Origin of the sequence: Lacticaseibacillus camelliae DSM 22697 = JCM 13995 (assembly GCF_001436615.1) — a bacterium.
Taxonomy (GTDB): domain Bacteria; phylum Bacillota; class Bacilli; order Lactobacillales; family Lactobacillaceae; genus Lacticaseibacillus; species Lacticaseibacillus camelliae.
The window spans coordinates 33,026-56,134 of sequence record NZ_AYZJ01000085.1 but is presented as its reverse complement, the minus strand read 5'-3'; the positions used below and the strand labels follow the sequence as shown (position 1 = coordinate 56,134).

Here is a 23,109-nt window from a genome sequence, read left to right as displayed (position 1 = left end):
TGATTGTCAGATGAATTATGATATTTCATCTGACAACCACAAAGGGATTATCGCAGTTCACCATCGGTGAGGCAAGCGAACTTTTTTTGGTTAGTCTTCAGGACGTTGGCTCGGTTGCACTAGCGGGTTGGCCCAGTGGTTGATGGGGCCAAATTTGTGGCCAACGGGGATCTCGTGCGCAATCGCCGTGTCGACAAAATGCTTGGCGAGGCGAATCGCATCTTCCAGATCAGTGCCTTTACCCAGCTCGGCGGTGATGACGGCACTCAGCGTATCGCCGGTGCCGTTTTTGCGCTCAGTGTCATAGTACGGGCCGGTGAGCCAGAAACTCTTGCCCGAATCCAGCAGCACGTAATCGCTGACTTCGGTTTGGGACGCGGAATCGTGACGGCCTTTGAGCATGACGTTCTTAGCGCCCATGTCATGGATCGCCTCAGCAGCCTTGATGATGGCGTCCTTGTCGGTCAGCTTCATCCCAGTCAGGTGCTCAGCCTCGTAAAAGTTCGGCGTGATCACATCCGCCATGGGGATGAGGACGGTTTTCAGCGTCTCGAACGCTTCGGTTTCCAGCAGCATGTTGCCGTGCTTGGTGGAAATCACCGGATCGAGAACGAGCGGCCCGAAATCGTATTGCTTTAGGTTGGCCGCGACGTCCTTGATCACGGCAGAATCGGCCAGCATCCCAGTCTTGGCGGCCCGGATCTTAAGGTCCTCCCCGACGGCCTTGAACTGGCTATCGATGAACGACAGCGGCATTACCTGACTATCGTGAATGCCGTAAGAGTTGCCCGCCACGGCGGCGGTCAGAATCAGCGTACCGTACGTGCCGCGCATGAAGAAACTGTGCAAGTCGGCCTGAGCGCCTGCACTGCCATCGCTGTCAACACCGGCGATGGTCGCCACTTGTGGTAATTCGTTTGCCATTTTCTCGCCCCTTCGAATCAGTATCGTTCCTAATTGTACAAGGCTAAGCAAAATAAGCAAACAAAAAGCGCCGATAACGGCGCTTTTTTCGGTTTTAGTTGAATGCGCGGCGCTGCGGCAGGACCGCCTTGAGCCACTCGCCAAAGAACGGGTACTGGTGGTTCAGTTCCATGACGTGCACTGTTTTCTCCGGGTAGTGCAAGACGATCCGGTTGTTCTCCGTGTCCAGCTTGATGCTGAGCACGTTGTGGTTCGGCAGGTCAAGGGCATAGGCGCCACGGCCAGCCTGGCGCATCAAGATCGCGTTGTTAGAGGCAATCACGAACAATTCGTCCAGCGCCGGGGAATTTTCGGCGGCGCGCACGTTGACCTGCAGGCGAAGGTGGGCGCCGACCAATTCGTTCGGAATGGTCGTGGAGGCCCAAGTCAGGGTGTCATCGACCGTATCGTCGGCGCCGAGGTCCTTCCAGTCATGCCCGTTGTCATCGAGCACCTGATAGCTGATCACGCTGCCGTGATCCAGCGGCACGGCCAGCTTGATGTTGCCAGACGATTTGATTTCCACTGTGGTCGATAGCGGCTTGGAGTTGTCGAACTTGGTGGCAAAGCTCAGACCATCCACCGGCTGCAGAACGGTTTCGTCGATGGTGGCAAAGCTGAGGTCCGCCGTGTACAGGACTTTGATCATTGCCGCCAGAGCCTGCAGCTCGCCGTCGGTGTAACCCAGTTCGGGGTCTTTGGCGGTGATTTGGAGCAGCGTCGGCAGATTCTTGGCGATCAGCCGGCCGTTGGGGGTCAGTGCACCGTCAATGGTTAAGAGTTCAGTGTTTTTGTCGGGGCTGGCGAGGTAAACCGTAATGGTACTGTGGTCACCGTCGCCCACTTTGGGCTCGAACCACAGCCGCTCGGCAAAAGTGGTGTCGATTTGCTTGCTGGCGCGCAGGGTCTCCAGCAGTTTATCAGCCATCAGCGCAGTGTAGCTGAGTGTTTCCGCCTGAATCGCCGGCAGATTGCCTTGCCACAGCGGATCGTTGCGCAGGAAGGCCATGCGCTTGCTGTAAGCGATGGTGATCTCGTCGCGCGCCTCTTTCGCGTTCAGCGCGCTGGTGGTGATTTTAACTAACTCGTGATCTTTAAAATTAAGCATTTGCCTGCTCCTCCTTCAGCTCCAATGCCCGCATGAAGTCATCCTGCAGGCTGCCCAGAATGTTTTCAAACTGGTCGACGGAACTGTAGTTAGAAGTGACGGCTTGGTATTCGTAGCGCGTGATCGCGGCGCCGACTTGGAGCTGGCGCTTTTGCGTGTCGAAGGCTTCATCGGCGCTGGCCTTGGCGGAGTCAAAGCGGGCCTTGAGCTGGCTTTGATCTGGGCCGCTCTGCTTGTGCGATGTGGCAGCAGGTTGATCCTGATCGGGGTCGACAAAGCTCTTTAAAAAGCCGCGCACCCGTGACCCTGTGGCCTCAGGCTGAACCGCATCACTCGAGGCGGCATCGGCTTCGGCGTCCTCCAGCTGGCGGTGCAAGCGATCGACTTCCTGATAGGTGTCTTTCCGCATGGCCTCGAGCTGATTATCGAGAAAATGGTCGGGGTCCTTGGCAAACGCGCGCAGTTGCGGCAGGATCTCGCGCTCGGCGTCCGTGCGCTGTACAATGCTGCGGCTGAACACGTCAATCGTGCCAAACTGGCGGCGGTGGTACCAGTCGCCAAAGTAGACCTCGCCTTGGTCGGACACCTCGAAGAACGGGATGTGTTCGCGCAAGAAGGCGATGAAGTCCTGGCGCAGGAAGTCGTGCAGCTCGCGCACAGCGGCCTTGTCGTAGGCCAGAATGTAACCCGGGGTTTCTGCCAGCGTCAGACGCAACGTCTCGCTGGTCGTATCGATGCCCTGATATAAATGATAGGTCGAGCGGTCAGCCCAGGCCTGAGCGAATGTTTTAAAAAAATTATTTTGATAATTAAGGCTGGATTCTACTGTCATGTCGTTTCCTCTCGCTTCTTAACTGATACGTTTAGTTTACCGCAACCGCAGGACCGGTGAAACCAGTGCCATCAAAAGTTTCCTTATATTGTGCACAAATTTGAGCTTTTAAAATGAGAAAGTGCCCATTTAGGCGGACAAACGATGCCGGGCCGGATAGAATAAGTTGCAGACCGACTTTGGAGGGAAGGACGCATGGCAAAAAAGACACTGACGCTGAAGTGGTTATTTCTCGGCTCGCTGATCACCAACACCGGGATCTCGTTCATCTGGCCACTGACCACGATTTACATGCACGAGTACTTGGGTGAGTCCCTGACAATTTCGGGGATCGTGCTATTTTTCAATTCCGTGGCGATGATGCTGGGAAACTTGATCGGTGGGCGGTTGTTTGATCGGTGGTCGCCGTACCGCACCATCCTGACTGGAATCGGGCTCGACGTCGGGACCTCACTGGCCCTCATTTTTTGGCACGGCTGGCCGGCGTACCCGTTATTTTTGGTGCTCATGGGCTTTGGCTCAGGACTGGTGAACACGGCGATCAACTCGTTTGCCACGCTGGCGACCAGTCGGCGCGCCAGCTACGTGTTTAACGTCCTGTACTTTATGCAGAACTTAGGCTTGGTGATCGGGACACTGATTGTCGGCTACGTGCTGCCGCTCGGGATCGCGTACATTTTTGCACTGGCGTTTGTCATGTTTTTGCTGTTCTTCGGCGTGGCGCTTGGGCACTTCAATATTCCCAAGCGCCCGACTGCTGAGCGAGTCCAAGCGGGGAAAACTAACCGCAAGAATCCACACCTGATCAACATCATGTTGCTGCTGATGACGTTGTTTTTGACCTGGGTGGCGTACGAGCAGTGGCAAAGTAACATCTCCACCTTCATGCTGTCGCTGGGTATGAACGTGCGCAATTACTCATTCTTGTGGACGTTTAACGCGGTGCTCATTGTGCTGGGGCAACCGATCCTGACCCTGTTTGACGACTGGCTGACCGCGCACTTGCGCCTGCGTCTCGGCGTGGGGTTTGCGCTATTTGGCACGGCCTTCCTGATCCTGATCCCGGCGCACTCGTACTGGATGTTCGTGCTGGCGATGGGCGTGTTGACCTTAGGGGAGATTCTGGCGCTGCCTTCTGTGGCGACCTACGTGGACATGTACACCGAGCTGGCAGAAAAAGGCCGGTTCCAAGGCTATGTGCAGATGTTTGCCTCTGCCGGCCGGGCAGTCGGCCCCCTGGCTGGGGCGCTGGTGATCGAATCTGTCGGTTACCACCCGCTGTTTCTCGCGCTGGCGATTATTTTGTACGTGTCGATCGCGATTTTCTCTTGGCGGGCAGCATCGGTTAAATAACTAATGCAATTCATCATTAATATTATAAAAGTTCATATTTTCTTCACAACTTATGGATATTATAAGAACATAGAAAGACGCAAGCCTTTCTACCCCAACCCAATTTTTCATTTTTACTCCTCCAAAGTAAAAATTGTCAGGCAGTCCCCCAAACTACCTGGCCAACTCCTCAGGCCGCTCACTCAGCGGCCTTTTTGGTGCCGCCAAGGCCAGCCCAATGGCCCAGCCGGTCGTCGCGGCAAAATCCTCTTTACAGCCGGTCTTGGTATGCTACAATAATACTTGTGTTTTGGGTCCGTAGCTCAGTTGGGAGAGCGCTGCCTTCGCATGGCAGAGGTCGTGAGTTCGAATCTCATCGGATCCATAGGGGTAAAAAAACCGGTATTCGCAAGGCGCTTGCAAGGCCTTAGAATGCCGGTTTTATTGTATTTAGGAAAGCTTCGCGGTTTGTCTGGTCTCTTTCCGATTATCTCAAAGGATGATGAAATGATTACCGCAGAGATGACCAGAAGGGGATGCCAGTTGGAACAGAAAAAAGGCAAAACTATTCGCGTTGCTCTTTACGATTAATAAAGAGAATCTAGCGGGAGACAAAGCGCTCACGGATGACATTTGCCTTGGAACGAATTCATTAACGACGGCAGCCATGGTCCTTAACATATTAGGGGCGATTTACCCCCTATCTGAGCTTTTACCCGTACATGGCGAAAATCTCGAATGCGCTAAACGGTCCGCTTGAGTCAGTCATCATTGTGTATGATTATTCTCCGCCGTTGTCTGACGACTGGCTGAATAACCAGGCACCTAGACGTTTAGCCGATTGTCGGCGCTTCGTGGCTGATAGATCAGTCAAATTGGCCGAGCATATGGCCGGACTAGCTGATGGTGATTCGCCTTGAAAGCGGGGTATTGGCGTGATCAGCGAGGTTATTGTTGACAGCGTCGTCAATATTTTTGAGGACGGTCAAATGAATCAAAAAGCCGGCGCATGGCCGGCTCAGGTGACATCATTTTTTGATAAACGTGAGATATGCCCAGTATAGCCCGGCCACGATGGCCAGGAACAAGGCGATTTTGATAATCAGGCTGATGATGCCTGCCACCAGCGGCAGCAGAATCAGTCCCAAAATGATGATCACGGCGATGACGCCGATTTGTTTCCATTGCGCAGTTTCCATAGTGAGCCTCCATGAGATGATAATTTCAGTATAGCAAAGGCTGGTGACGAGCGCGCGGTTTGACCGTAAAATCGGCCTGAGGACTGAGGTGGACGGGCCATATTTTCACGCAATGACACGATAATGATTAAATTGTCCGCCATACAATATCTAGTATTTTTGGCCAATTTGGACGGTCTTTCTGCCATATATAGTGCCCATCCAATCTTAAACGTGATAGAATGTTTCTATGATGTTCGAATCTGAACAAAGGAACGGAGAGGGTATCCATGATCGATTTAAAAGTAAAAATCAACGTAAAAAAACGCGACGGGCGGATCGTCGATTTTGACCAGAGCAAAATCACGGCCGCGATCACGAAGGCAGCAAAGGCGGTGAACGGCGAGCTTGCGCCGACCGACTACACGTTGATCGAATCGATCTCGGATGCCGCGGTCGCGACGATCACCGAGCGCTTCACTAAAGACGTGCGCATTCCCGAGGTGCAGAGCATTGTGGAGCAGGCGCTGCTGGATGCGCACCAGTACGACTGGGGCGAGGCCTACACCAAATACCGGGTAAAGCGCGACATCGAGCGCTCGAAGAAGGCCGACGTCAACTACAACGTCCAGAAACTGTTGGACCGCGACTCGACCGTTGTGCACGAAAATGCCAACAAGGACTCGCGTGTGTTCTCCACGCAGCGGGACCTGACGGCCGGCGCCGTGGCCAAGGCCATTGGGCTGAAAATGCTGCCACCGGCCGTGGCAAACGCCCACCTGCGCGGCGATATTCACTGGCACGACCTCGACTACACGCCTTACATGGCCGAGACCAACTGCTGCCTGATCGACTTCAAGGAAATGCTCAATCACGGCTTTTGCATCGGCAACGCCGAGGTAGAGCCGGCTCACAGCATTCAGGTCGCCGTCACCCAAATGACGCAGATCATCGCCAACGTCGCCTCTAGCCAGTACGGCGGTTGCTCGTCGGATCGGACCGACGAAGTGCTGGCACCATTTGCCCAGAAGAATTACGAGAAGCATCTGGAAGAGGCCAAGGAGCTGCCGATCGATGCTGCCACAGCTGAGGCATACGCCAAGCGCCGCACCAAGAAAGACATTTACGACGCGCTGCAGACGCTGGAATACCAAGTCAACACGTTATACTCGACCCAGGGCCAGACGCCTTTTGTGACGGTCGGCTTCGGTCTGGGTACCAACTGGCTGGAACGCGAAATTCAAAAGGACATTCTCAAGATTCGCATTGATGGACTGGGCAAGGAAAAGCGCACGGCGATTTTCCCGAAGCTTGTCTTCACCATCAAAAAGGGCCTGAACCTGCACCCCGGCGATCCGAATTACGACATCAAGGAACTGGCCGTCGAGTGTGCCACCAAGCGCATGTACCCGGATATCCTGTCGTATGACATGATCAAAAAGCTGACCGGTTCCTTCAAGGCACCGATGGGCTGCCGCTCGTTTTTGCAGGGCTGGACGGATCCCGATACCGGCGAGGAAGTCAACGCCGGCCGCATGAACCTCGGGGTCATCACCGTCAACCTGCCGCGCGTTGCCATGGAAAGCAAGGGCGACAAGGACAAATTCTGGAAGATTCTTGAGCAGCGCCTCGACATCTGCAAGCAGGGTCTGGTGTACAAGGTGGAACGGGCCAAGCAGGCCACGCCGGAATCTGCACCAATCCTGTATAAGTACGGTGCGTTTGGCAAGCGCCTGAACGATGACCAAAGCGTCGACGAGCTGTTCAAGAACTCGCGCGCCACAGTTTCGCTGGGCTACATCGGTCTGTACGAGGTCGGCACCGTCTTTTACGGCTCGGCCTGGGAGAAGAATCCGGAGGCCAAGGCCTTTTCCATCGACGTGGTCAAGGATCTGTACGAGCACTGCAAGAAGTGGGAAAAGGAGTATGGTTACCACTTCTCCGTTTACGGGACGCCGTCTGAAAGTCTGACTGACACATTCTGCCGGCTGGACAAGAAGCGCTTCGGCGTGGTCAAGGACATTACGGACAAGGATTACTACACGAACTCCTTCCATTACGATGTCCGCAAGGCGCCGACCCCGTTTGAAAAGCTCGACTTTGAAAAGGACTACCCGAAGTACTGCTCAGGCGGCTTCATTCATTACTGTGAGTATCCAAACCTGAAGCAGAACCCGAAAGCCTTGGAAGCCGTCTGGGACTATGCCTACGACAAGATCGGCTACCTCGGCACGAACACCCCAATCGACCAGTGCTTCGAGTGCGGGTTCAAGGGTGAATTCAAGGCCACCGAAAAAGGGTACGAGTGCCCGCAGTGCGGGAATCACAACCCGGATACCTGTGATGTCGTCAAGCGCCTTTGCGGCTACCTTGGCAACCCGAACAAGCGGCCGATGGTCCACGGGCGGCAGGAAGAAATCCTTCACCGCAAGAAGCACATGGTCATCGGCAACGATGATTTGGCTGGCCAGGCTTAATCTTTTCGCACATAAAGGAACCCCACTCGCCCTGCGCAAGTGGGGTTTTCTGTTGCCTCACAGACGGCGAACGCAGCGAGTGATTGACCATTCGAAGAAACTGATTAAAAGCACTCGATTACCAAAAGTAAGTCGTGTATAATTGGTGATGCTGATTTTCAGAAACGGAGGAAATTATATGAAAAAATGGTTAATCGCGCTGGCTAGTCTGTTCATGGTGGGCGTGCTCGCCGCATGCGGCAACAGTCAAAGCAGCAGTAGCAAGGCCGGTACCGACAACGTCAAACTGGTCACCCCCAAGACGCTGACCATTGGCCTCGAAGGTACCTACCAGCCATACAGCTACCATGAAAACGGCAAGCTGACCGGTTTTGAAGTTGAGCTGGGCGAGAAGATTGCCGGCGAGCTCAACTTGAAGCCGAAGTTTGTGGAGACCAAGTGGGACTCGCTGATTGCGGGGCTGAACGTCGATAAGTACGACCTGATTCTTAACAACGTCGCCGAGACGCCGGAACGCGCTGCGAAGTATCGTTTCACCGTGCCGTACACTTCAGGCAAGTCGGAGCTGGCGGTCAAGAAAGGCAACACGACCATCAAGTCGATTAAAGACATCAAGGGCAAGAAAATGGCCCAAAGTATCACCTCTAACAATGCGGCGAACGTGAAGAAGCTCGGTGGGGTCATTGTCCCAGTCGACGGCTTTGCGCAGTCGGTCACACTGATCGAACAGGGCCGCGCGGACGGTACGGTCAATGACACCGCGTCCTTCCACTCCTACCTCAAGCAGCAGCCAAACGCGGACATCAAGCTGATCCCGGTCGGTAATGCGATCAAGACGACACCGGCGCGTGGGCTGCTGCGCAAGGACGAAGGTCCGCTGCAAAAGCAGGTCACCAAGGCGATTGAAAAGTTGCGCAAGAACGGTCAGCTCGGAAAGCTGTCGAAGAAGTACTTCGGCAGCGACATCACGAAGTAACCGAGCGGCGATGAGTAAAGGAGGGATTTGATGAGTGCCTGGCAAATTGTTGTGAAGTCACTGCCGGAACTGCTGGTAGCGATGCTGAAGTACACCATTCCAATTACGTTGATTTCATTTGCGTTAGGGCTGATTTTGGCGGTGCTGGTCGCCCTTGTCCGGATCTCGCCGTCGCAGAAGCCAGTCATGCGCGGGCTGAAAGGCCTGACCTGGTTCTACGTCTGGGTCTTCCGCGGCACGCCGCTGTTGGTGCAGCTGTTCCTGATTTTCTTCGGATTGCCGTACCTCAAGATGAATGGTCATGCCATCATCGAGCTGAACGCCTGGACGGCCGGCATTCTGACATTTTCGCTGAACACCGGGGCCTACGCTTCGGAAACAATTCGCGCGGCGATCTCATCGGTGCCGAAGACCCAGTGGGACGCGGCTAAAGCCCTGGGAATGAAAAAGTCGCTGATCCTGCGGCTGGTCATCTTTCCGCAGGCGCTACGCATCGCGTTGCCGCCGCTGTCCAACAGTTTCATCAGCCTGATCAAGGACACGAGCCTGGCCAGTGGCATCACCATCATCGAGATGTTTCAGGTCAGCCAGCAGTTTGCGGCGCTTTACTACAACCCGCTGGTCTCGTACAGCTTGGTCGCGTTCCTGTATTTGATGCTGACGACGGTCTTGACCGGCGTGCAGAGCTGGCTGGAAAAGCGCACCAGCCGCTACCTGCTCAGCGAAGGGCAATAAGTGATGGCAATCAAAATGGCTCAGAGCGTCGTGCGACGCTCTGAGCCATTTTGATTGCCTTAATTCTGACCCGCTTTCGGCACCTGATTTTCCGGCCGGTCCAGCAGGTGCTGCCGGCTGATGACGGTGGTGACGACCAGGGTCAGCAGCAGCAGGCCGCTGCCGGCGATGCCAAACAGCAAAGGCGCTGCGAAGTGATCAAACAGTGCCCCGAACACCAGCGTGCCGATTGGCGCAAGCATTGTCGAAATCGTGAGGTCGAGGGAAAAAACGCGGCCTTGCAGATTTTGCGGAATAATCTGCTGCTTGAAGGTGTTTGCAGGGGTGTTGATCAGCACCATCAGGATCCCGTTGAGCATGCTTTGCAGCCAGAAGAAGGCGGTGCTGAGCCAGCTGGGCCAGGAAAACAAGGCCGGCACACCGGTGGTCGTGAACATAGCGCCCAGCAGGAACAAGTTGAAATAGGAAAAACGGATGGGGTGGGTGCGGATGGTGATGGCCGCCAGCAAAATGCCGCCGCTGAACATGCCAACGGCAAAGCCGGAATCGACCAGCCCATATTGCTGGTTGGAGAGCTTCAGCGTCTGAATGAGCAGATACGGAAGGCCAACATTCATGGCCGCAAACAGGAAGTTGACCGCGGCTGAGGAAATCATGATGGTCAGAATCAGCTTCTGATTTTTGACGTAGGCGAACCCGGTCTTGAAGTTGTTCAGGACGGACTCTCGCGGCTGCGGCGTAGCAGGTTGGGTGACCAGGCGGAATTTCAGGAGCAGGATCGCGACCAGCGCGGTCAGTTCGAACAGCACCTCAACGTAGGCGAAAGTGTCGATGGCCACCAGCGTGTAGAGCCACGCACCAATCAGCGGCGCTAGGAAGGCGGCCAGGCTGGTGATGGACTGATTCAGCGAGTTGACTCGCTGCAGCTCGCTGCCCTCAAACAGCTGCACCAGGCTGGCGGTCAACGTGGTGCTGAGAAAATTGTCGGTGACCTGCAGCACGATGATCAATGCGATCAGTTCCGCGTAGTACTGCGCGGGCCACACCCGAAATACCAAGCCAAACGCAACTAGGACCACACTGGTGACCACCTGGGCGCTCAGCATGATGCGCCGGTGGTTCATGGTGTCCACGACATAGCCAACAAACGGCGTCAGCAGCAGTGACACCACCGGTCCGGTGACCAGCGTGACGCCCATGCTGAGGGCGGAGCCGGTGCGGTGCAGAATGTACAGGCCGATGGCAAAAGACAGCATGCTGGATCCGAACGTGCCGGCAAATTTTAAGATGAGAATTTTGATGGTCTGCGGCGTAAGGTTTTTCAAGAGAAACTCCTAGTGAGGTTTAGTTGGCTGAGGCAGTGACTGGTGGCACCTGGTTCTCAGGCTTGTCATATAGATGGCTGCGCCTGATCAGGCCGGTCACAATCAGGGTGAAGATGATCAGGACGATGCCAGTGACGCCAAACAGCAGCGGGGCGGCGAGGTGATCAAACAGCACCCCGAACATCAGCGTGCCCAGCGGCGCTAGCATCTGCGAAATCGTGCCGTCAAGTGAGAACACACGGCCTTGCAAGTGATGTGGAATCACTTGCTGCATGAAGGTGTTGATCGGTGTGTTGATCAGCACGATCAAGACGCCGTTGACGATGTTTTGAATCCAGAAGTAGCCGGTGCTCAGCAGACCCGTCCAGCTTAGCACGGCAGGCAGGCCGGTGAAGGTGAAGAGAATCGCCAGCAGGATGATGTTAAAGAACGAGAACTTGATTGGGTGGGTGTGCATTTTCAGCAGCGACAGCAGGATGCCACCGCCAAACATGCCAATGGCAAAGCCCGAGTCAACGAATCCGTACTGGTTGTTGGTCATTTTCATGGTTTGGATCAGCAGGTACGGCAGGCCGACGTTCACGGCGGCGAAGAGGAAGTTCAGAAAGGCCGAGGACACGGTCAGGATGAAGATCAGCTGCTGGCTTTTCAGGTATGCAAAGCCGGTTTTGAAGTTGTGCCACACAGATTCTGGTGCCTCACCCGGAGTCTTCTGCGATGCAGTCTGACCAAGTTGAAACTTCAGGAGCAGGATGGCGGCTAGGGCGGTCAGCTCGAACAGCACTTCGATGAACGCAAAGGTGTCGATGGGCACCAGCGTGTAAAGCATTGCCCCCATGAGTGGGGCCAGGAACATGGCGAGGCTGGCAATAGATTGGTTGAGCGAATTGACCCGTTGCAGCTCCTCGGGCGCAAACAGCTGGACCAGGCTGGCCGTCAGCGTTGTGCTGAGAAAATTGTCGGTCACTTGCAGTGCGATGATGAGTGCAATCATCTCCGGGTAATACTGCGTCGGCCAGAGCCGAAAGCCGAAGCCGAACAGCACCAGTGCAATACTGGTGGTGACCTGCGCGGTGATCATAATGCGCCGGTGGTTCATGGTGTCGACCACGTACCCAACGAACGGAGTCAGAATCAAAGAGACGATAGGGCCGGTGATCATGGTGACGCCCATGCTGAGCGCAGACCCGGTGCGGTGGAGAATGTACAGGCCAATGGCAAACGAGAGCATGCTTGACCCGAAGGTGCCGGCAAATTTCAGTACCAGCATCTTGATGGTTTGAGGTGTGAAATTTTTCATAACGTGCTCCTAGATGTAGTGGATCGTGACGTCGCCCATTTTAAAATCGCCGGCCAGCACCACAAGCGGACCGGTTTTGGTCGGGGTCTCGCCTTTTTCATTGAAGTCGACCGCCAAGTTGCCTAGGTTGGGTTGGACGTTCCATTCGCGGGGGATGTACAGGCTGATGTCGCCCAACTGACCGAGCACTTCGATTAGGGCCGGCTCGTTGATGATGGTCGCCTTGTCAAAGAAGACCTTGGCGTCGCCCAGATTGACGTGAATCACCGCGTGGCGGAAGTCGCCTTGCTGGACGTAGCGCGTGGCGCTGCCGAGCTTCACGTTGACGGTGACGTCGGCGGATTCACTGCTGGGCACGTAGCTCGGTGCTTTCTTGGCGTCTTTTTGCATTTGGCGCAGATCACTGAGTGAGTAATGGTTGTCATTAATGGTGACAACGCTGAAGTGGTGTTTTTTCAGCGGTTTGAACAACAGGGTCAGCCCAATCGATAGCAGCACCGCCGCCCCGAGAATCGTCCACGGGACCAACTGCTGGATGCCCAGCGGTTTGGCGAAGAGCATCGCCAGAAACGCCAGACTGAACGAGAACCCCGCGAACGACAGGCTGGCAAGACTCTTGATGGCCGCGGCGACCAGGATCAGGACCAGGACCAGTGTCCAAAAGCGCAAGTGATAGGTGAACAGGCCGAGCTGGCTCAGCACTAAGATGGCCGCGCAGACCACGAAGAATAATCCCCAGAACCAATGACCCCATTTAACTTGTTTGGTTTCCATTACAAACCCCTCATTTCGTTTAAGCGGTCGACTAGCGCTTTGTAATAGCGCCGCGATGCGTAGACCTGTTTATGACTGTTTTGAAACTCCACTAGGCAATCTGATAGCGAACGGTTGATTGCTGAAACTTGGTTTAAGTTGATGATCACCGACTTGGCCACCTGCATGAAACTGCCAGGCAGCGACTCGGCCAGCTCGTACAGCTTTTGCTTGCTGGTGAAAATGTCGTCCTTAGTGTGGACCTGAAGCGTGCGGTCCTGCGTTTCAATGAACAGAATCGTCGGCAGCGGCAGGAAACGTTCAAGCGTGTCTTGGAACACTGGCAGGGTGGGGGCAGTGGGTGCGGCCAGCGCGTTTTTCACCGCGGCAGCCGCCTCCTGATCTTTGGCCCGAATGACCAGTTCCGGTTCCTTCAGGTCCGGATCAGTTTCAATTTTGATTTTCATTGCCCCACCTCCTCGCTTGGTACTTCATTATTAGACCATTAAAATTCGCTGAGTGAAATACCTTGTACGTATCCGGTCAAAAAAACCGCGTGACTGGTTAGGCACGCGGAAAGGAATCAAAGGTTTCTGAGAATATTGGTGCTCTAAGCGGGGCTGTGTTTTAGTGCGCTCTCTAGCCAGACCGCGTTGCGGTCTGGCGTCGAGTGGCAGTCTCTAAGCGCTAAAGCGCTAAGAGACTGCGCAAAAAAAGGCCATCACTGGGTGGGTGATGGCCAAGGAGTAAGGATTGGCGAAACGGCTGGGCGGCCGTTTCGCGATTTTTACTTTGGAGGAGTAAAAATGAAAAAGTTGGGTATGGGTATGGAAATGAGTGGGTGGCTCATCTCTATACTGGTTAATCTAATCCCATAATGTGAAGAAATTGTGACGTTCACGACCCTAATCAAAAAAATTTGCTGGGGCAAGCGCAATTAATTGCCCTTTTTAAAATCAGAGCTTAGGCTGAGGGTGGAGGTGAATCAAATGGAGCTAACTTTTGACGACGCGGCGGTGGCAAAAATCCAGCCGCACTTGGGACCAGATAAGAAATTACTATTAACGTTTGAGGATGGGGTCGGCCAGTACTCCCAGCATGCCATGATTCACATGATGATCCAATTCACGCTGAATGTGGTGGCCCAAACTGCCCCCACTGACGGGTATAACGTCGTGGTCGACTCGAACCTGGGACCGATCCTGATCAAGGACTACTCGGCTGAAGACCTGGATGAACACCTGACCGTTCACCTGAACAAGACGTTGAACACCATGCAGCTCAGCGGGGATGGCGGCGTCATCGACAGCGACATGGGGTTCTTGGATTTTACTGAAAAGAAATAGGTTGAGGCTTCTTTCTCTTGAATTAAGTGCCGCTTGGGTTAAAATTTAACCTGGCAACTGAATTCGGGAGGTTAAATTTTGAATTACACGTTTGAATCGGCATTGACGATCCATGAAATCAAAGCGCTGTATGGCGCGGTTCACATGACGCATTACCTGAACGACCCAGCGGAAACGGCGCGGGGCATCGCCAACTCGACGCTGCTCACGGCGCGCGATGGCGACAAGCTGGTCGGCGTGATCCGCGGCGTTTCGGACATGCATACCATTGTGTTTGTGCAGGATCTGATTGTGCTGCCCGAGTACCAGCATCAAGGCATCGGCACCGAGCTGCTGGACCAATTTGACGAGTACTTCAAGCAGGTCGACCGCATCGTAATCGTCACGACCAATGAAGCCATGGCGGCATTTTACGAACACGCCGGCTTCCAGCGCGGCAGTGATACGAAGGTGGCCACCTTTGTGCGGCCACGCAAACTGCTTGAGCCGAAGTTTTAACCGGCGCTAAACGTCAGGGAGGCAGACATGGAACCGACAGAAAACGTCACGAGAGAGCAAAAGGCCGAAGGGGCGAACCTGCTGCTTGAGCAGGGGTATATTACCGAGCGCGACGAGCCAACCATGATGGACGAGCAGTGGTGTCACGAGTACCTGGAGCAGGTCAACGACGAGCTGCGGCTGCGCACGCTGACGCCGCGCGGCGAATTGAAACTGTTCCACTATTACATGGGTCCCGGTTCGATTATTTACGATCCGGAGCGCTTTTCCGAGGCGGAGGCGAAGGCGGTGTTGCAAAAGGCGCTGGGCTTTGCCAAGTGATCAGCAAAAGCAGCGTGAAGATTCATTCTTCACGCTGCTTTTCGTTAGGCCTCAAACGGGCCATCTAGCACAATTTTGCCGGCTTGATGGCCTGCCATCAACGTTCTTAGGCCGGTCTTAATGTTGGCCGCATTGATCTTGTCAAACCGCGTCGTGACACTGGGGTCGATCAAGCCGACAGCGGCCAGTGTGGCCAGTTGTGAGAGGATGTGGCCTTGGCTGGCCATGTCATGGTGGAAGTCGCTTTTGGCAAACATGAACTCGAAGTCAAGGCTGGCGCCCTTTGGTTTCAGTGCGGTCACGTCGAGCGGCCCCTGCGGCGTTGCGACCGCGCCCACGTGGCCGAACGGGGCGACCAGCTGGGCGGCTAGGTCCAGGTAGGGCTCAGTCGCGTACAAGATGGCCACGGCGTCGACAACCGGATAGCCGGCGGCGTGAACGGCAGCGATGAGGTCCTCATGATAGTTTAGGGGCACATCGACGCCGTGGCGGGCAAGCCAGTCGAAATGCCGGGTGCTAGCGGTGGCCAGCACCGTCATGCCTGTCCAGTGGGCGAGTTGACTGAGCATAGAGCCAACGCCGCCTGCGCCGTTAATGATCAGCAGCGTTTTACCTTTGTTCGCCTGGGCTGCCGGGACAAAGTTCATCTTTTCAAACAACAGTTCCCATGCGGTCAGTCCAACTAGGGGCAGGGCCGCAGCGTCACCTGCCGTCAGGTTTGCAGGCGCTTGAGCGATCAGCTCAGCGGCCACGGCCTGGTATTGCTCAAAGCTGCCAGGCCGCTTGGTGGTACCAGCGTACATGACGCGCTCGCCGGGCTTAAACCGGGAGACGCCACTGCCAACGGCGGTGATCACACCGCACGCATCGTAACCCAGGATCCGTGGGGCCTGCTGCTGGTTCAGCGCCGCGCGCTGCTTTTCGTCAACTGGATTCAGCGCGATGGCTTGGACCTGAACCACAACATCGTCAGTGCCGGGGTTGGGGCGCTTCAGGTCGATGGGGACCAAGCTGGCGGCATCATCCAGGGCGACCCCGTCATACGCGGCAAAGCCAAGGTTTTCGAACATAGAATACGACTCCCTTCGATTGTGCTATATTTATTGTAGCCGTTTTTGATCAATAATTGATGAAACTTGCGAAAGAAGGCCGCCTATGCGCAGCAATCGTAAAGGGTCCCGCACCCAGCTCTGGATTAACTTGCTCTTATTTGTGTTTGGCTGCTTGTTCAGCTGGTTTGCCTGGTACGTGACTCAACCGCAAACGCCGGTGGCCATGACCGCTGCACTGAGCTTTGGCTTCGGCACGGTGATTCTCGTCGGCCTGTTAGCGTACTTTGATTCCGCGACCCACACGCGGTGGGGCAGATTCTTCGTCGACCTGGGGTTGGGGTTGGCCATCGTGGCCCTGCTATACGTGTACCTGATCGGCCTTGTGGTGATGTGGCAGGTCATTGTGGCGGTGGTGCTGGTGATTGCCGCACTGGCCGGCTTGTTTGCGCTGCGCAAGCCGAATCGGGCTGCTGACCGCGGGCCAATGCCCCCGGATTACTTTGGTGAAGAGGAACATGATCAAAGCAAGAGCAAGTAAGCGCGCTTTGGTCCACGCAAAAACCGTCTGGCAGATGCCAGGCGGTTTTTCAGTAATCGAACTTGGGTTACTGGACCTGCTGGATGCGGATCTCAATGTTTTGCGGCACGCGCGGGCGCAGAATGCTAATCAGCGATTGCAAATCGCTGCGGAACGTTAGCCGCACGAAGCGGCGAGCAGACAGCCCGAACACGGCGACGACCATCGACTGGCCGTTTGGCAGCTGCAGCGGCGTCAGGGTCACCCCGACGAGCCGTGTGTAGGGAATGACCCGCGAGAACAGGCCCACATTGATCAAGCGCGTCGGGGTCAGGCCGGTGCTGCCGGTCATCACGGTCAGGGTCAAGAAGGCGGCCATGAACACGACGTAATACATGTTGCCGACACCGGTGCTGACGAACCAGAAGCCAAAGAAGACCGCCATCACCAGTTGGAAGGTCGAGTATGCGCCGCGCACGTCGATTTTACTTTGCCAAAAAAGGTAATAACCGCCGAGGCAAATCAATGCGGCATCAAGAATAATTAGAAAAGCGTTCATTTTAGATTATCTACTTTCTCCTGCGGTGTCGGTTGCAGGTTATCATTTGAAACATCACTTGGGTAAAGCCCGGAGACCTGCTGGTACCACTTGAACAAGCGTACCACGATGATTTTGATCACTGCAAAGCCCGGAATCCCCAAGATCACCCCAATCAGGCCGAACATGGAGCCTGCGGTCAGCAGGACCACGACAATCGTGATTGGGTGCATCTCTAGTTTACTCCCCATGACAAATGGTGAGATCAATTGTGTCTCGAGTAACCACTCGATGAAGAAGACGACGATCACGGCGATGAACATCTTTGGTCCCTGGATCGCCCCCATGATCAGTGCGGGCACCATCGCGAGTGCGGAACCGAAGTACGGGATCAGGTTTAACGGCGCTGCCAGCATCCCGAAAATCAGGCCGTAGCGCAACCCGATAATCGAGTAGCCGACCATGAAGATGATCCCGACGGCGATGGCGACAGTGAGCTGTCCTTGCACGTACGAGCCGACCTTGACGTTCATTTCGTGCAGCATGTCGCCAAAACTCTTGCGCTGCTTGGTGGGAATTAGATGCAGCACCATCGGCGTGAACTTGTTGCCGTCTTTGAGCATGAAGAACAGGATGATCGGCGCGGTTGCCACGGTGACCACCACGGTGCCGACCGTGGAGATGATCGATGACAGCGACGACAGGGTCCCTGACAGAATCGTTGAGCCGCGCTTGGACACCCAGGTCTGAATCTCGGTGGCGAATTGGCTGAGCTGCTTGTCGCTAAAAATATTCTGCTGGTTGTTTAGCGCGGTGACCCATTTGACGAGGTCGTCCCAGTAAGTCGGGGTGGCATTGATAAAACTGCGCAACTGGCTTTCAATCGGTGGCACCACCCGGGTGATGGCCAGAACAATCAGGCCAATCAGGAGCAGGAACACCAAGGCGATGGCGAGGAGTCGCTTTAACCCGTGGTGCTGCAGCCAGTTGACGACAGGGTTCAGCATGTAGAAGAGAATGCCAGCAAGAATGAAGGGTGGGGCGACAATGCTGAGAAAACTCAGCACCGGCTGGAACACCCACGCAATTTTCGTGAAGATAAAAATCGCCAGCAGGCCAAGCACCAGGTCAACTAGGATCACGGCAAACTTGTTGTTCAAAAACCGCTGGTAAAATTGTGAGCGTTTTGTTTGCATGCGCGCACCCCTTTAATTTGTCTACTCCCTCTATGATACCTAATCCACGGGGTGAAAGCGAATCCGGCGCAAGGCTGATTTGTTTGTGAATTGTAAAGGCCATCAACCAGGAATGCCGACCTAATCGGGTCGTTTGTAAACGAACTATATACAGAACCTTTACAAAAAACGAGAATTGGGTATAATTAAAACCATCAAAACGAAGAGAGGGGGCGCACAATGGGCATGACAATCTTGAAGTGGACACTGCGGGTGTTGGTCGCAGTGACCGTCGTCCTGTTGGTCATCAATACCGTCTTCGGCATTGGACTGATCGTGGTCGACATGGTGTTCGGCGGCGTCTACCTGATGCAGCGCAATAAGTGCGATCGCCGGCAGCTGCACCGGCTGGACCTCATGCACCGATTCTAATCATCATCCAAGAGACTGCTGAGGCAGTCTTTTTGTTTGGGCCCGGCGAGCAGTGCTTTTACTTGCAAACAAGCGTTCCCACTGGTATGATAAAGAAAACTAGAGAGCGGAGGCGGACGGCCATGCCATCCCAAGCAAGTCAGAAACGTTGGAAGCAGATCCTACACACCATTCATGATTCGATTCAAACAAACGGGTTTCCGCCGACAGTGCGGGAAATCGGTAAGAGCGTGGGGCTGAGTTCCAGTTCCACGGTGGCGGCGTACCTTGATCGACTCCTGGCGGAAGGCTATATTGCCAAGGACCCGGCCAAGCCGCGCACACTGATGCTCACCAAGGCGGGGCTGTCATACATCGGCATCGCCGAGGAAGGCATTCCCATTGTCGGCACGGTTGCCGCCGGGGTGCCGATCACCGCAATTGAAAATATCGACGGGTACTTCCCAATTCCGGATGACCTGGAGTACATTGCGGATGATCTCTTCATCCTCGAAGTGTCAGGTTCGTCCATGATCAAGATCGGCATTCTGGATGGGGATAAGCTGATCATCAAGAAGCAGGAAACTGCTGAGAACGGTCAGATTGTCGTCGCGATGACGCAGGACGATGAGGCCACAGTCAAGCGCTTTTACCGCGAAAACGGCGGCGTGCGGTTGCACCCTGAAAATGATTCCATGTCGGACATGTACTTCGACGACGTCTCGATCCTTGGCATCGTGGTGGGGCTTTACCGCAGCGAAGTGAAATAGGTTAAACGCCAAAGCGGCGCGACCAGTCTTCTGGTTGCGCCGCTTTGTTAATGCTTGATGGTACTAAGGTCGTCGTGCTTAACGCGCTGAAATTCGGGCCCGGTTGGGAGTTGCCTGATAGTCGTGGCGCTGAGTTTTTGAAACTCCCAGGTGCCAGTCGGTGAGTTGGGCTGCGCACGGCCGGTGAACGTATAGGTGTGCTTGCCGAGCGCCAGGCGGGCCGCAAACACGCCGGCATCAGTCGTCACGTAGCCGGCCTGAGCTGTTGAGTAGCGCTGTACGTCCACAAAGTAACCATCCGTCGAGGCTGTGATCTGCAGGACCTGGTTGGAATCAGTGGTATTGATCCAGTAATGGCCGATCAGATCATCGATGCCCGCATTGGTGTTAGGGCGCTTTTGGGGGACGGCTTTCTTGCTGACCTTAACGGCGCTGCTGGTGCTGGCCGATGAGGCCTTTTTTTGACCGCTGCACCCAGCCAAGAGCAGTAGCAGGGTGGTGCTAAGCATGAGCTTTTTCAACATGGCTACCTCACAGGTGTTGCACAAGCGTCATCACAATTGGGATCACAATGATGGCAAACATTGTGGTGGCTGAAACGGTGATCGCGGCATTTTTCGAGTCTGCGCCGTACAGCTTGGCCACCACTGGCGCGTTCGTCATGACCGGCATACAGGACTGCAGGATGAAGACTTGCTTCATCAGCAGTGGGACCGGGGCGGCGACGACCAGGGCGTACATAATGAGTGGCGCAAAGACGAAGCGACCGGAGAAGACACCAAGCATCTCCCGGTCGAAGCGGATGTTCTTGATGCCGGCTTGGTACATGGCGATGCCGATGAAGAACATGGACCCCGGAATGGTCAGATCCCCGACGTAGCCCAGCGTCGCCATGAGAAAGCTGGGCAGCTGGACGTGGAGCAGGACGAGCACCACGCCGAGCATGAACCCGAGCAGCGGCGGGGAGAAGATTTTGCCGAGGGTCTGCTTGAGGTCAAAGTGGGCCGCCTGCGGACCATCGCGCTGGATCAGGTACACGCCGACGGTCCAAAAAATCGTCGTGTTGGCCATGTAGTACACCAGCACGTACGGCAGGCTCTTGGGCCCAAACAGCGCCAGGTTTACTGGCAGCCCGATGAACACGGTGTTTGAATTGAAAAACATGGATTTAAACAGGCCGCGCCGCTTCGGGTTGACGCGAATAACGCGGGCCACCACGAAGGACAAGGCAAACAGCAGCGCCATCGACAGCACCGGAAAGCGGAGGTCGGGAAGCAGCGTGGCGAGTTCGTGCGCCGAAAAGCGGGAGCAGATGGTGTCGATCATGTATGCGGGCAGCGCCACCTGGGTGACGACCTTAGCGATCACCCGGCTGGAGTGATCATCGAACCAACCAATGGCGGTCAGCCCGTAGCCAATCGCGACCAGGATCAGGATTTCAGCGACCCCGCCTAAACTTGAGAGAAAAGCAGTCAAAAAATTACTCCTAACATGCGGCAAAAAGGATTACCGCTGAAATTTTGCGAGGCCGCTGCCGGCTAAACTGTCAGCAGAGTCTGGATCAGCACATCAAACGGCTCAACAGGCCACGCCGGCGCGGCGAAGTTCATCGCACTGGGCACCAGCGTCACAGTGGCGCCTGGGTACTGCGCCAAGAAGCGATCGTAGTAGCCGGCGCCGAAGCCGATGCGCGCGCCGGTTGCCGGCACAAATGCGATCCCCGGGACGACCACCAGGTCGGGGCGCTGATTGACGTTTGTCGCCTCGTAAGGCGGCTCGGGAATGCCGAACTTGCTGGTGATCCGGTGGGCTGCGCCAGGGTCCTTCAAAAAGGCCATTTGGCGATGCGGCATCACGCGCGGCAGCAGCACGGTTTTGCCAGCTTCCTGCGCGGCTTGAATAATGCCGGTGGTATCAACTTCCATCGGCCCGCTGACGGTGGTGGCAATCGTGCGCGACGCCTGCCACTGCGGCAGTGCCAGCAGCTGCTGAATCAGGCCAGCGCTTTCCTGTTTGGTGATAGGGGCTGCGGCGGTCAGCCGTTTAAGCTGCGCCTTGCGGAATTCGGGTTTGGTTTGCACTAGCCGATTTTCTCCTTTAGGTAGTCTGCCAAGACGGTGGCATTGTTGTCGTCCTCATCCTTGGCACCGAAAAGTAACAACACTTTATCAGCGTCCAGACTCCGAATTTTTTGCAGGAAAGCCGGGGTGGCCGGATTGCTGTCGAGTTCGGTAATGTAGCGCCGGTTGAACTCCTCGGCTTTGGCCGGGTCGTGGGCGTACCACTTGCGCAGCTCAGTGGACGGGGCGATTTGTTTCGCCCAGTCGTCAAGGCGAGCGTTGACCTTGCTGACGCCGCGCGGCCAAACGCGATCGACCAGCAGTCGGTAACCCTCAGGTTGCTCGTGCGCGTAAATCCTAACGGGAATGAACTCCATCGTAAAGACTCCTTTCTGAAAACTACCAATAACCAAATTAAAGGCCTATTCCGAGCGCGGGTCAAGCCAGTTGGCACGGCCTTGAAGTGATAAACTTGAAACCATAAAGCTCAAGGAGGCACGAGATGCATCTACTAACTGCACTTGGCGTGAAGGGTAACCAGGCGGCCGCAACCACCGCTCCGCAGTGGCTGTCTGTCCAGGAGGCGAGCCAGGAAGAATGCCACGACCTGGCGGCCAAGTACCATATCCCCATCGACTACATGACGCCGGTGTTCAATCCGCACGAGAACCCGCGGGTGGAAGGGATGGACGATAAAAGCGGTGCAGGGCTGATTTTGGTGCGGTGCCCATACCAAACCATCAGCAAAAACGGGGAGCGCACATACGGCACCAGTCCCCTGGCCATCATTATTCAGGATGATTTGGTGACCACGGTCAGTCCGCGAAAGCTGACGATTCATAATCGCTGCTTGCAGGCCAGCACCGGGACAGCCGATCCAATCGTCTATTCACTGATGGTGGTCAATCTAGTTTTCGACCAGTTTCTGAACGACACCGACCAGCTCGCCGCGCAGACCCAGAGTATGGAAGTTCGGGTCGGTAAGGCCTCGCACAACACGCTGCTTTACGAAATTATGGCAGTTGAAAAAAGTCTCGTACTTTTCACCTCTGCAATCACGGACTCTCAGGGCATTTGGGCCCAGCTGCAAGAATCAGCCTATTTCTCGGTTGACCCGGCGCATCGGCGTAAGCTGGCAATCGCTGAGCGCACCGCTCACCAGGCGAAAACGCTGGCAGAGGCCAACTCAGCGATCCTAGATCAGTATAATTCCACGGTTTCCTCAGTGGTGTCGAACAACCTCAATCTGATCATGAAGATGCTGACTTCGGTGTCGATTATCATGACCATCCCCAGCATCGTTGGCAGCCTTTGGGGGATGAACACCCGAGTACCGTGGCAGCAAAGCATCTGGGGCTTTTGGACCTTGATCGTGGCCACCATTGTGTTGTGCGTGGCGGCCGGGTACTGGCTGCACAAGAAGGATTTCTTCTAAAGCGCCT

Annotated in this window: 27 protein-coding genes and 1 tRNA gene; 13 read left to right on the top strand and 15 right to left on the bottom strand. The window is 55.3% G+C overall.

Going from position 1 to position 23,109, the window contains the following annotated elements:
* Positions 1 to 90: 90 nt before the first annotated feature.
* From thiD to FC75_RS11445, 3 genes are all read right to left on the bottom strand, one after another.
* Positions 91 to 924: a bifunctional hydroxymethylpyrimidine kinase/phosphomethylpyrimidine kinase gene (gene thiD, locus FC75_RS11455; protein WP_054666518.1), complete on the bottom strand. Its 834-nt coding sequence runs from the start codon at positions 922 to 924 to the stop codon at positions 91 to 93.
* A 94-nt stretch (positions 925 to 1,018) separates the two neighbouring features.
* Positions 1,019 to 2,071, bottom strand: a complete 1,053-nt coding sequence (locus FC75_RS11450) for a hypothetical protein (RefSeq protein WP_054666516.1) — start codon at positions 2,069 to 2,071, stop codon at positions 1,019 to 1,021.
* The gene (locus FC75_RS11445) at positions 2,064 to 2,903 is read right to left on the bottom strand and encodes a hypothetical protein (RefSeq protein WP_056989953.1); all 840 of its coding nucleotides are present in this window, start codon (positions 2,901 to 2,903) and stop codon (positions 2,064 to 2,066) included. The genes FC75_RS11450 and FC75_RS11445 overlap by 8 nt, the downstream gene beginning before the upstream one ends.
* Positions 2,904 to 3,098: 195 nt before the next feature.
* On the opposite strand from FC75_RS11445, the gene FC75_RS11440 reads away from it, so the two are divergent.
* From FC75_RS11440 to FC75_RS11435, 3 genes are all read left to right on the top strand, one after another.
* Positions 3,099 to 4,256, top strand: coding sequence for an MDR family MFS transporter (locus FC75_RS11440; RefSeq protein ID WP_056989952.1), 1,158 nt, complete (start codon positions 3,099 to 3,101; stop codon positions 4,254 to 4,256).
* 3 nt (positions 4,257 to 4,259) lie between these two features.
* Positions 4,260 to 4,535: a hypothetical protein gene (locus FC75_RS12755; RefSeq protein WP_156403623.1), complete on the top strand. Its 276-nt coding sequence runs from the start codon at positions 4,260 to 4,262 to the stop codon at positions 4,533 to 4,535.
* Positions 4,536 to 4,547: 12 nt separating this feature from the next.
* Positions 4,548 to 4,620: transfer RNA gene (locus FC75_RS11435), tRNA-Ala, on the top strand.
* Positions 4,621 to 5,263: 643 nt separating this feature from the next.
* Here FC75_RS11435 and FC75_RS12750 read toward each other — a convergent pair.
* A complete protein-coding gene (locus tag FC75_RS12750) occupies positions 5,264 to 5,434 on the bottom strand; it encodes a hypothetical protein (RefSeq protein ID WP_156403622.1) in 171 nt (56 codons plus the stop codon).
* Between the two features lie 269 nt (positions 5,435 to 5,703).
* Here FC75_RS12750 and nrdD point away from each other — a divergent pair, with 269 nt between their 5' ends.
* The 3 genes from nrdD (at position 5,704) to FC75_RS11420 (ending at position 9,601) form a co-directional block, all read left to right on the top strand.
* On the top strand, positions 5,704 to 7,890 hold the full coding sequence (nrdD, locus tag FC75_RS11430; protein WP_056989951.1) for an anaerobic ribonucleoside-triphosphate reductase: 2,187 nt from the start codon (positions 5,704 to 5,706) through the stop codon (positions 7,888 to 7,890).
* A gap of 178 nt (positions 7,891 to 8,068) precedes the next feature.
* Entirely contained in the window at positions 8,069 to 8,866 is a 798-nt protein-coding gene (locus tag FC75_RS11425) for a transporter substrate-binding domain-containing protein (RefSeq protein ID WP_054666120.1), read from the top strand.
* 30 nt (positions 8,867 to 8,896) lie between these two features.
* Positions 8,897 to 9,601 carry an amino acid ABC transporter permease gene (locus tag FC75_RS11420; protein WP_054666123.1) on the top strand — a complete coding sequence of 235 codons (705 nt, stop codon included), beginning with the start codon at positions 8,897 to 8,899 and terminating at the stop codon, positions 9,599 to 9,601.
* Positions 9,602 to 9,660: 59 nt separating this feature from the next.
* Here FC75_RS11420 and FC75_RS11415 read toward each other — a convergent pair whose 3' ends face one another.
* From FC75_RS11415 to FC75_RS11400, 4 genes are read right to left on the bottom strand one after another with little or no spacing between them, the layout of a single operon-like run.
* Entirely contained in the window at positions 9,661 to 10,926 is a 1,266-nt protein-coding gene (locus FC75_RS11415; RefSeq protein ID WP_056989950.1) for an MFS transporter, read from the bottom strand.
* Between the two features lie 19 nt (positions 10,927 to 10,945).
* Entirely contained in the window at positions 10,946 to 12,226 is a 1,281-nt protein-coding gene (locus tag FC75_RS11410; RefSeq protein ID WP_054666131.1) for an MFS transporter, read from the bottom strand.
* Positions 12,227 to 12,235: 9 nt separating this feature from the next.
* A complete protein-coding gene (locus tag FC75_RS11405) occupies positions 12,236 to 13,000 on the bottom strand; it encodes a LiaF transmembrane domain-containing protein (protein WP_056989949.1) in 765 nt (254 codons plus the stop codon).
* The gene (locus tag FC75_RS11400) at positions 13,000 to 13,446 is read right to left on the bottom strand and encodes a LytTR family DNA-binding domain-containing protein (protein ID WP_054662834.1); all 447 of its coding nucleotides are present in this window, start codon (positions 13,444 to 13,446) and stop codon (positions 13,000 to 13,002) included. The genes FC75_RS11405 and FC75_RS11400 overlap by 1 nt, the downstream gene beginning before the upstream one ends.
* Positions 13,447 to 13,968: 522 nt before the next feature.
* Between FC75_RS11400 and FC75_RS11395 the strand changes: the two genes are divergently transcribed.
* From FC75_RS11395 to FC75_RS11385, 3 genes are all read left to right on the top strand, one after another.
* A complete protein-coding gene (locus tag FC75_RS11395) occupies positions 13,969 to 14,325 on the top strand; it encodes an iron-sulfur cluster biosynthesis family protein (protein WP_056989948.1) in 357 nt (118 codons plus the stop codon).
* 78 nt (positions 14,326 to 14,403) lie between these two features.
* Complete coding sequence (locus FC75_RS11390; protein WP_056989947.1) at positions 14,404 to 14,823, top strand: GNAT family N-acetyltransferase; 420 nt, start codon at positions 14,404 to 14,406, stop codon at positions 14,821 to 14,823.
* A gap of 27 nt (positions 14,824 to 14,850) precedes the next feature.
* On the top strand, positions 14,851 to 15,144 hold the full coding sequence (locus FC75_RS11385; protein WP_054662840.1) for a hypothetical protein: 294 nt from the start codon (positions 14,851 to 14,853) through the stop codon (positions 15,142 to 15,144).
* 44 nt (positions 15,145 to 15,188) lie between these two features.
* Here FC75_RS11385 and FC75_RS11380 read toward each other — a convergent pair whose 3' ends face one another.
* Positions 15,189 to 16,214, bottom strand: a complete 1,026-nt coding sequence (locus FC75_RS11380) for a zinc-binding alcohol dehydrogenase family protein (protein ID WP_056989946.1) — start codon at positions 16,212 to 16,214, stop codon at positions 15,189 to 15,191.
* 85 nt (positions 16,215 to 16,299) lie between these two features.
* On the opposite strand from FC75_RS11380, the gene FC75_RS11375 reads away from it, so the two are divergent.
* Positions 16,300 to 16,734: a hypothetical protein gene (locus FC75_RS11375; RefSeq protein WP_054662846.1), complete on the top strand. Its 435-nt coding sequence runs from the start codon at positions 16,300 to 16,302 to the stop codon at positions 16,732 to 16,734.
* A gap of 67 nt (positions 16,735 to 16,801) precedes the next feature.
* Here FC75_RS11375 and FC75_RS11370 read toward each other — a convergent pair whose 3' ends face one another.
* Both FC75_RS11370 and FC75_RS11365 read right to left on the bottom strand, forming a co-directional pair.
* Complete coding sequence (locus tag FC75_RS11370; protein WP_056989945.1) at positions 16,802 to 17,272, bottom strand: hypothetical protein; 471 nt, start codon at positions 17,270 to 17,272, stop codon at positions 16,802 to 16,804.
* Positions 17,269 to 18,447: an AI-2E family transporter gene (locus tag FC75_RS11365; RefSeq protein ID WP_054662849.1), complete on the bottom strand. Its 1,179-nt coding sequence runs from the start codon at positions 18,445 to 18,447 to the stop codon at positions 17,269 to 17,271. The genes FC75_RS11370 and FC75_RS11365 overlap by 4 nt, the downstream gene beginning before the upstream one ends.
* A gap of 219 nt (positions 18,448 to 18,666) precedes the next feature.
* Here FC75_RS11365 and FC75_RS11360 point away from each other — a divergent pair, with 219 nt between their 5' ends.
* Entirely contained in the window at positions 18,667 to 18,858 is a 192-nt protein-coding gene (locus FC75_RS11360) for a hypothetical protein (protein ID WP_054662852.1), read from the top strand.
* A gap of 122 nt (positions 18,859 to 18,980) precedes the next feature.
* A complete protein-coding gene (gene lexA, locus FC75_RS11355; protein ID WP_054662855.1) occupies positions 18,981 to 19,607 on the top strand; it encodes a transcriptional repressor LexA in 627 nt (208 codons plus the stop codon).
* A gap of 47 nt (positions 19,608 to 19,654) precedes the next feature.
* Here lexA and FC75_RS11350 read toward each other — a convergent pair whose 3' ends face one another.
* The 4 genes from FC75_RS11350 to FC75_RS11335 form a co-directional block, all read right to left on the bottom strand.
* Positions 19,655 to 20,131 (bottom strand): hypothetical protein, encoded by a 477-nt coding sequence (locus FC75_RS11350; RefSeq protein ID WP_056989944.1) that lies wholly within the window; start codon positions 20,129 to 20,131, stop codon positions 19,655 to 19,657.
* Between the two features lie 7 nt (positions 20,132 to 20,138).
* Positions 20,139 to 21,083 carry an AEC family transporter gene (locus FC75_RS11345; protein ID WP_056989943.1) on the bottom strand — a complete coding sequence of 315 codons (945 nt, stop codon included), beginning with the start codon at positions 21,081 to 21,083 and terminating at the stop codon, positions 20,139 to 20,141.
* A gap of 62 nt (positions 21,084 to 21,145) precedes the next feature.
* The gene (locus tag FC75_RS11340; protein WP_054662861.1) at positions 21,146 to 21,688 is read right to left on the bottom strand and encodes a 5-formyltetrahydrofolate cyclo-ligase; all 543 of its coding nucleotides are present in this window, start codon (positions 21,686 to 21,688) and stop codon (positions 21,146 to 21,148) included.
* The gene (locus tag FC75_RS11335; protein ID WP_054662864.1) at positions 21,688 to 22,044 is read right to left on the bottom strand and encodes a DUF488 domain-containing protein; all 357 of its coding nucleotides are present in this window, start codon (positions 22,042 to 22,044) and stop codon (positions 21,688 to 21,690) included. The genes FC75_RS11340 and FC75_RS11335 overlap by 1 nt, the downstream gene beginning before the upstream one ends.
* A gap of 125 nt (positions 22,045 to 22,169) precedes the next feature.
* Between FC75_RS11335 and FC75_RS11330 the strand changes: the two genes are divergently transcribed.
* The gene (locus FC75_RS11330) at positions 22,170 to 23,102 is read left to right on the top strand and encodes a magnesium transporter CorA family protein (RefSeq protein ID WP_056989942.1); all 933 of its coding nucleotides are present in this window, start codon (positions 22,170 to 22,172) and stop codon (positions 23,100 to 23,102) included.
* The last annotated feature ends 7 nt before the right edge of the window (positions 23,103 to 23,109 follow it).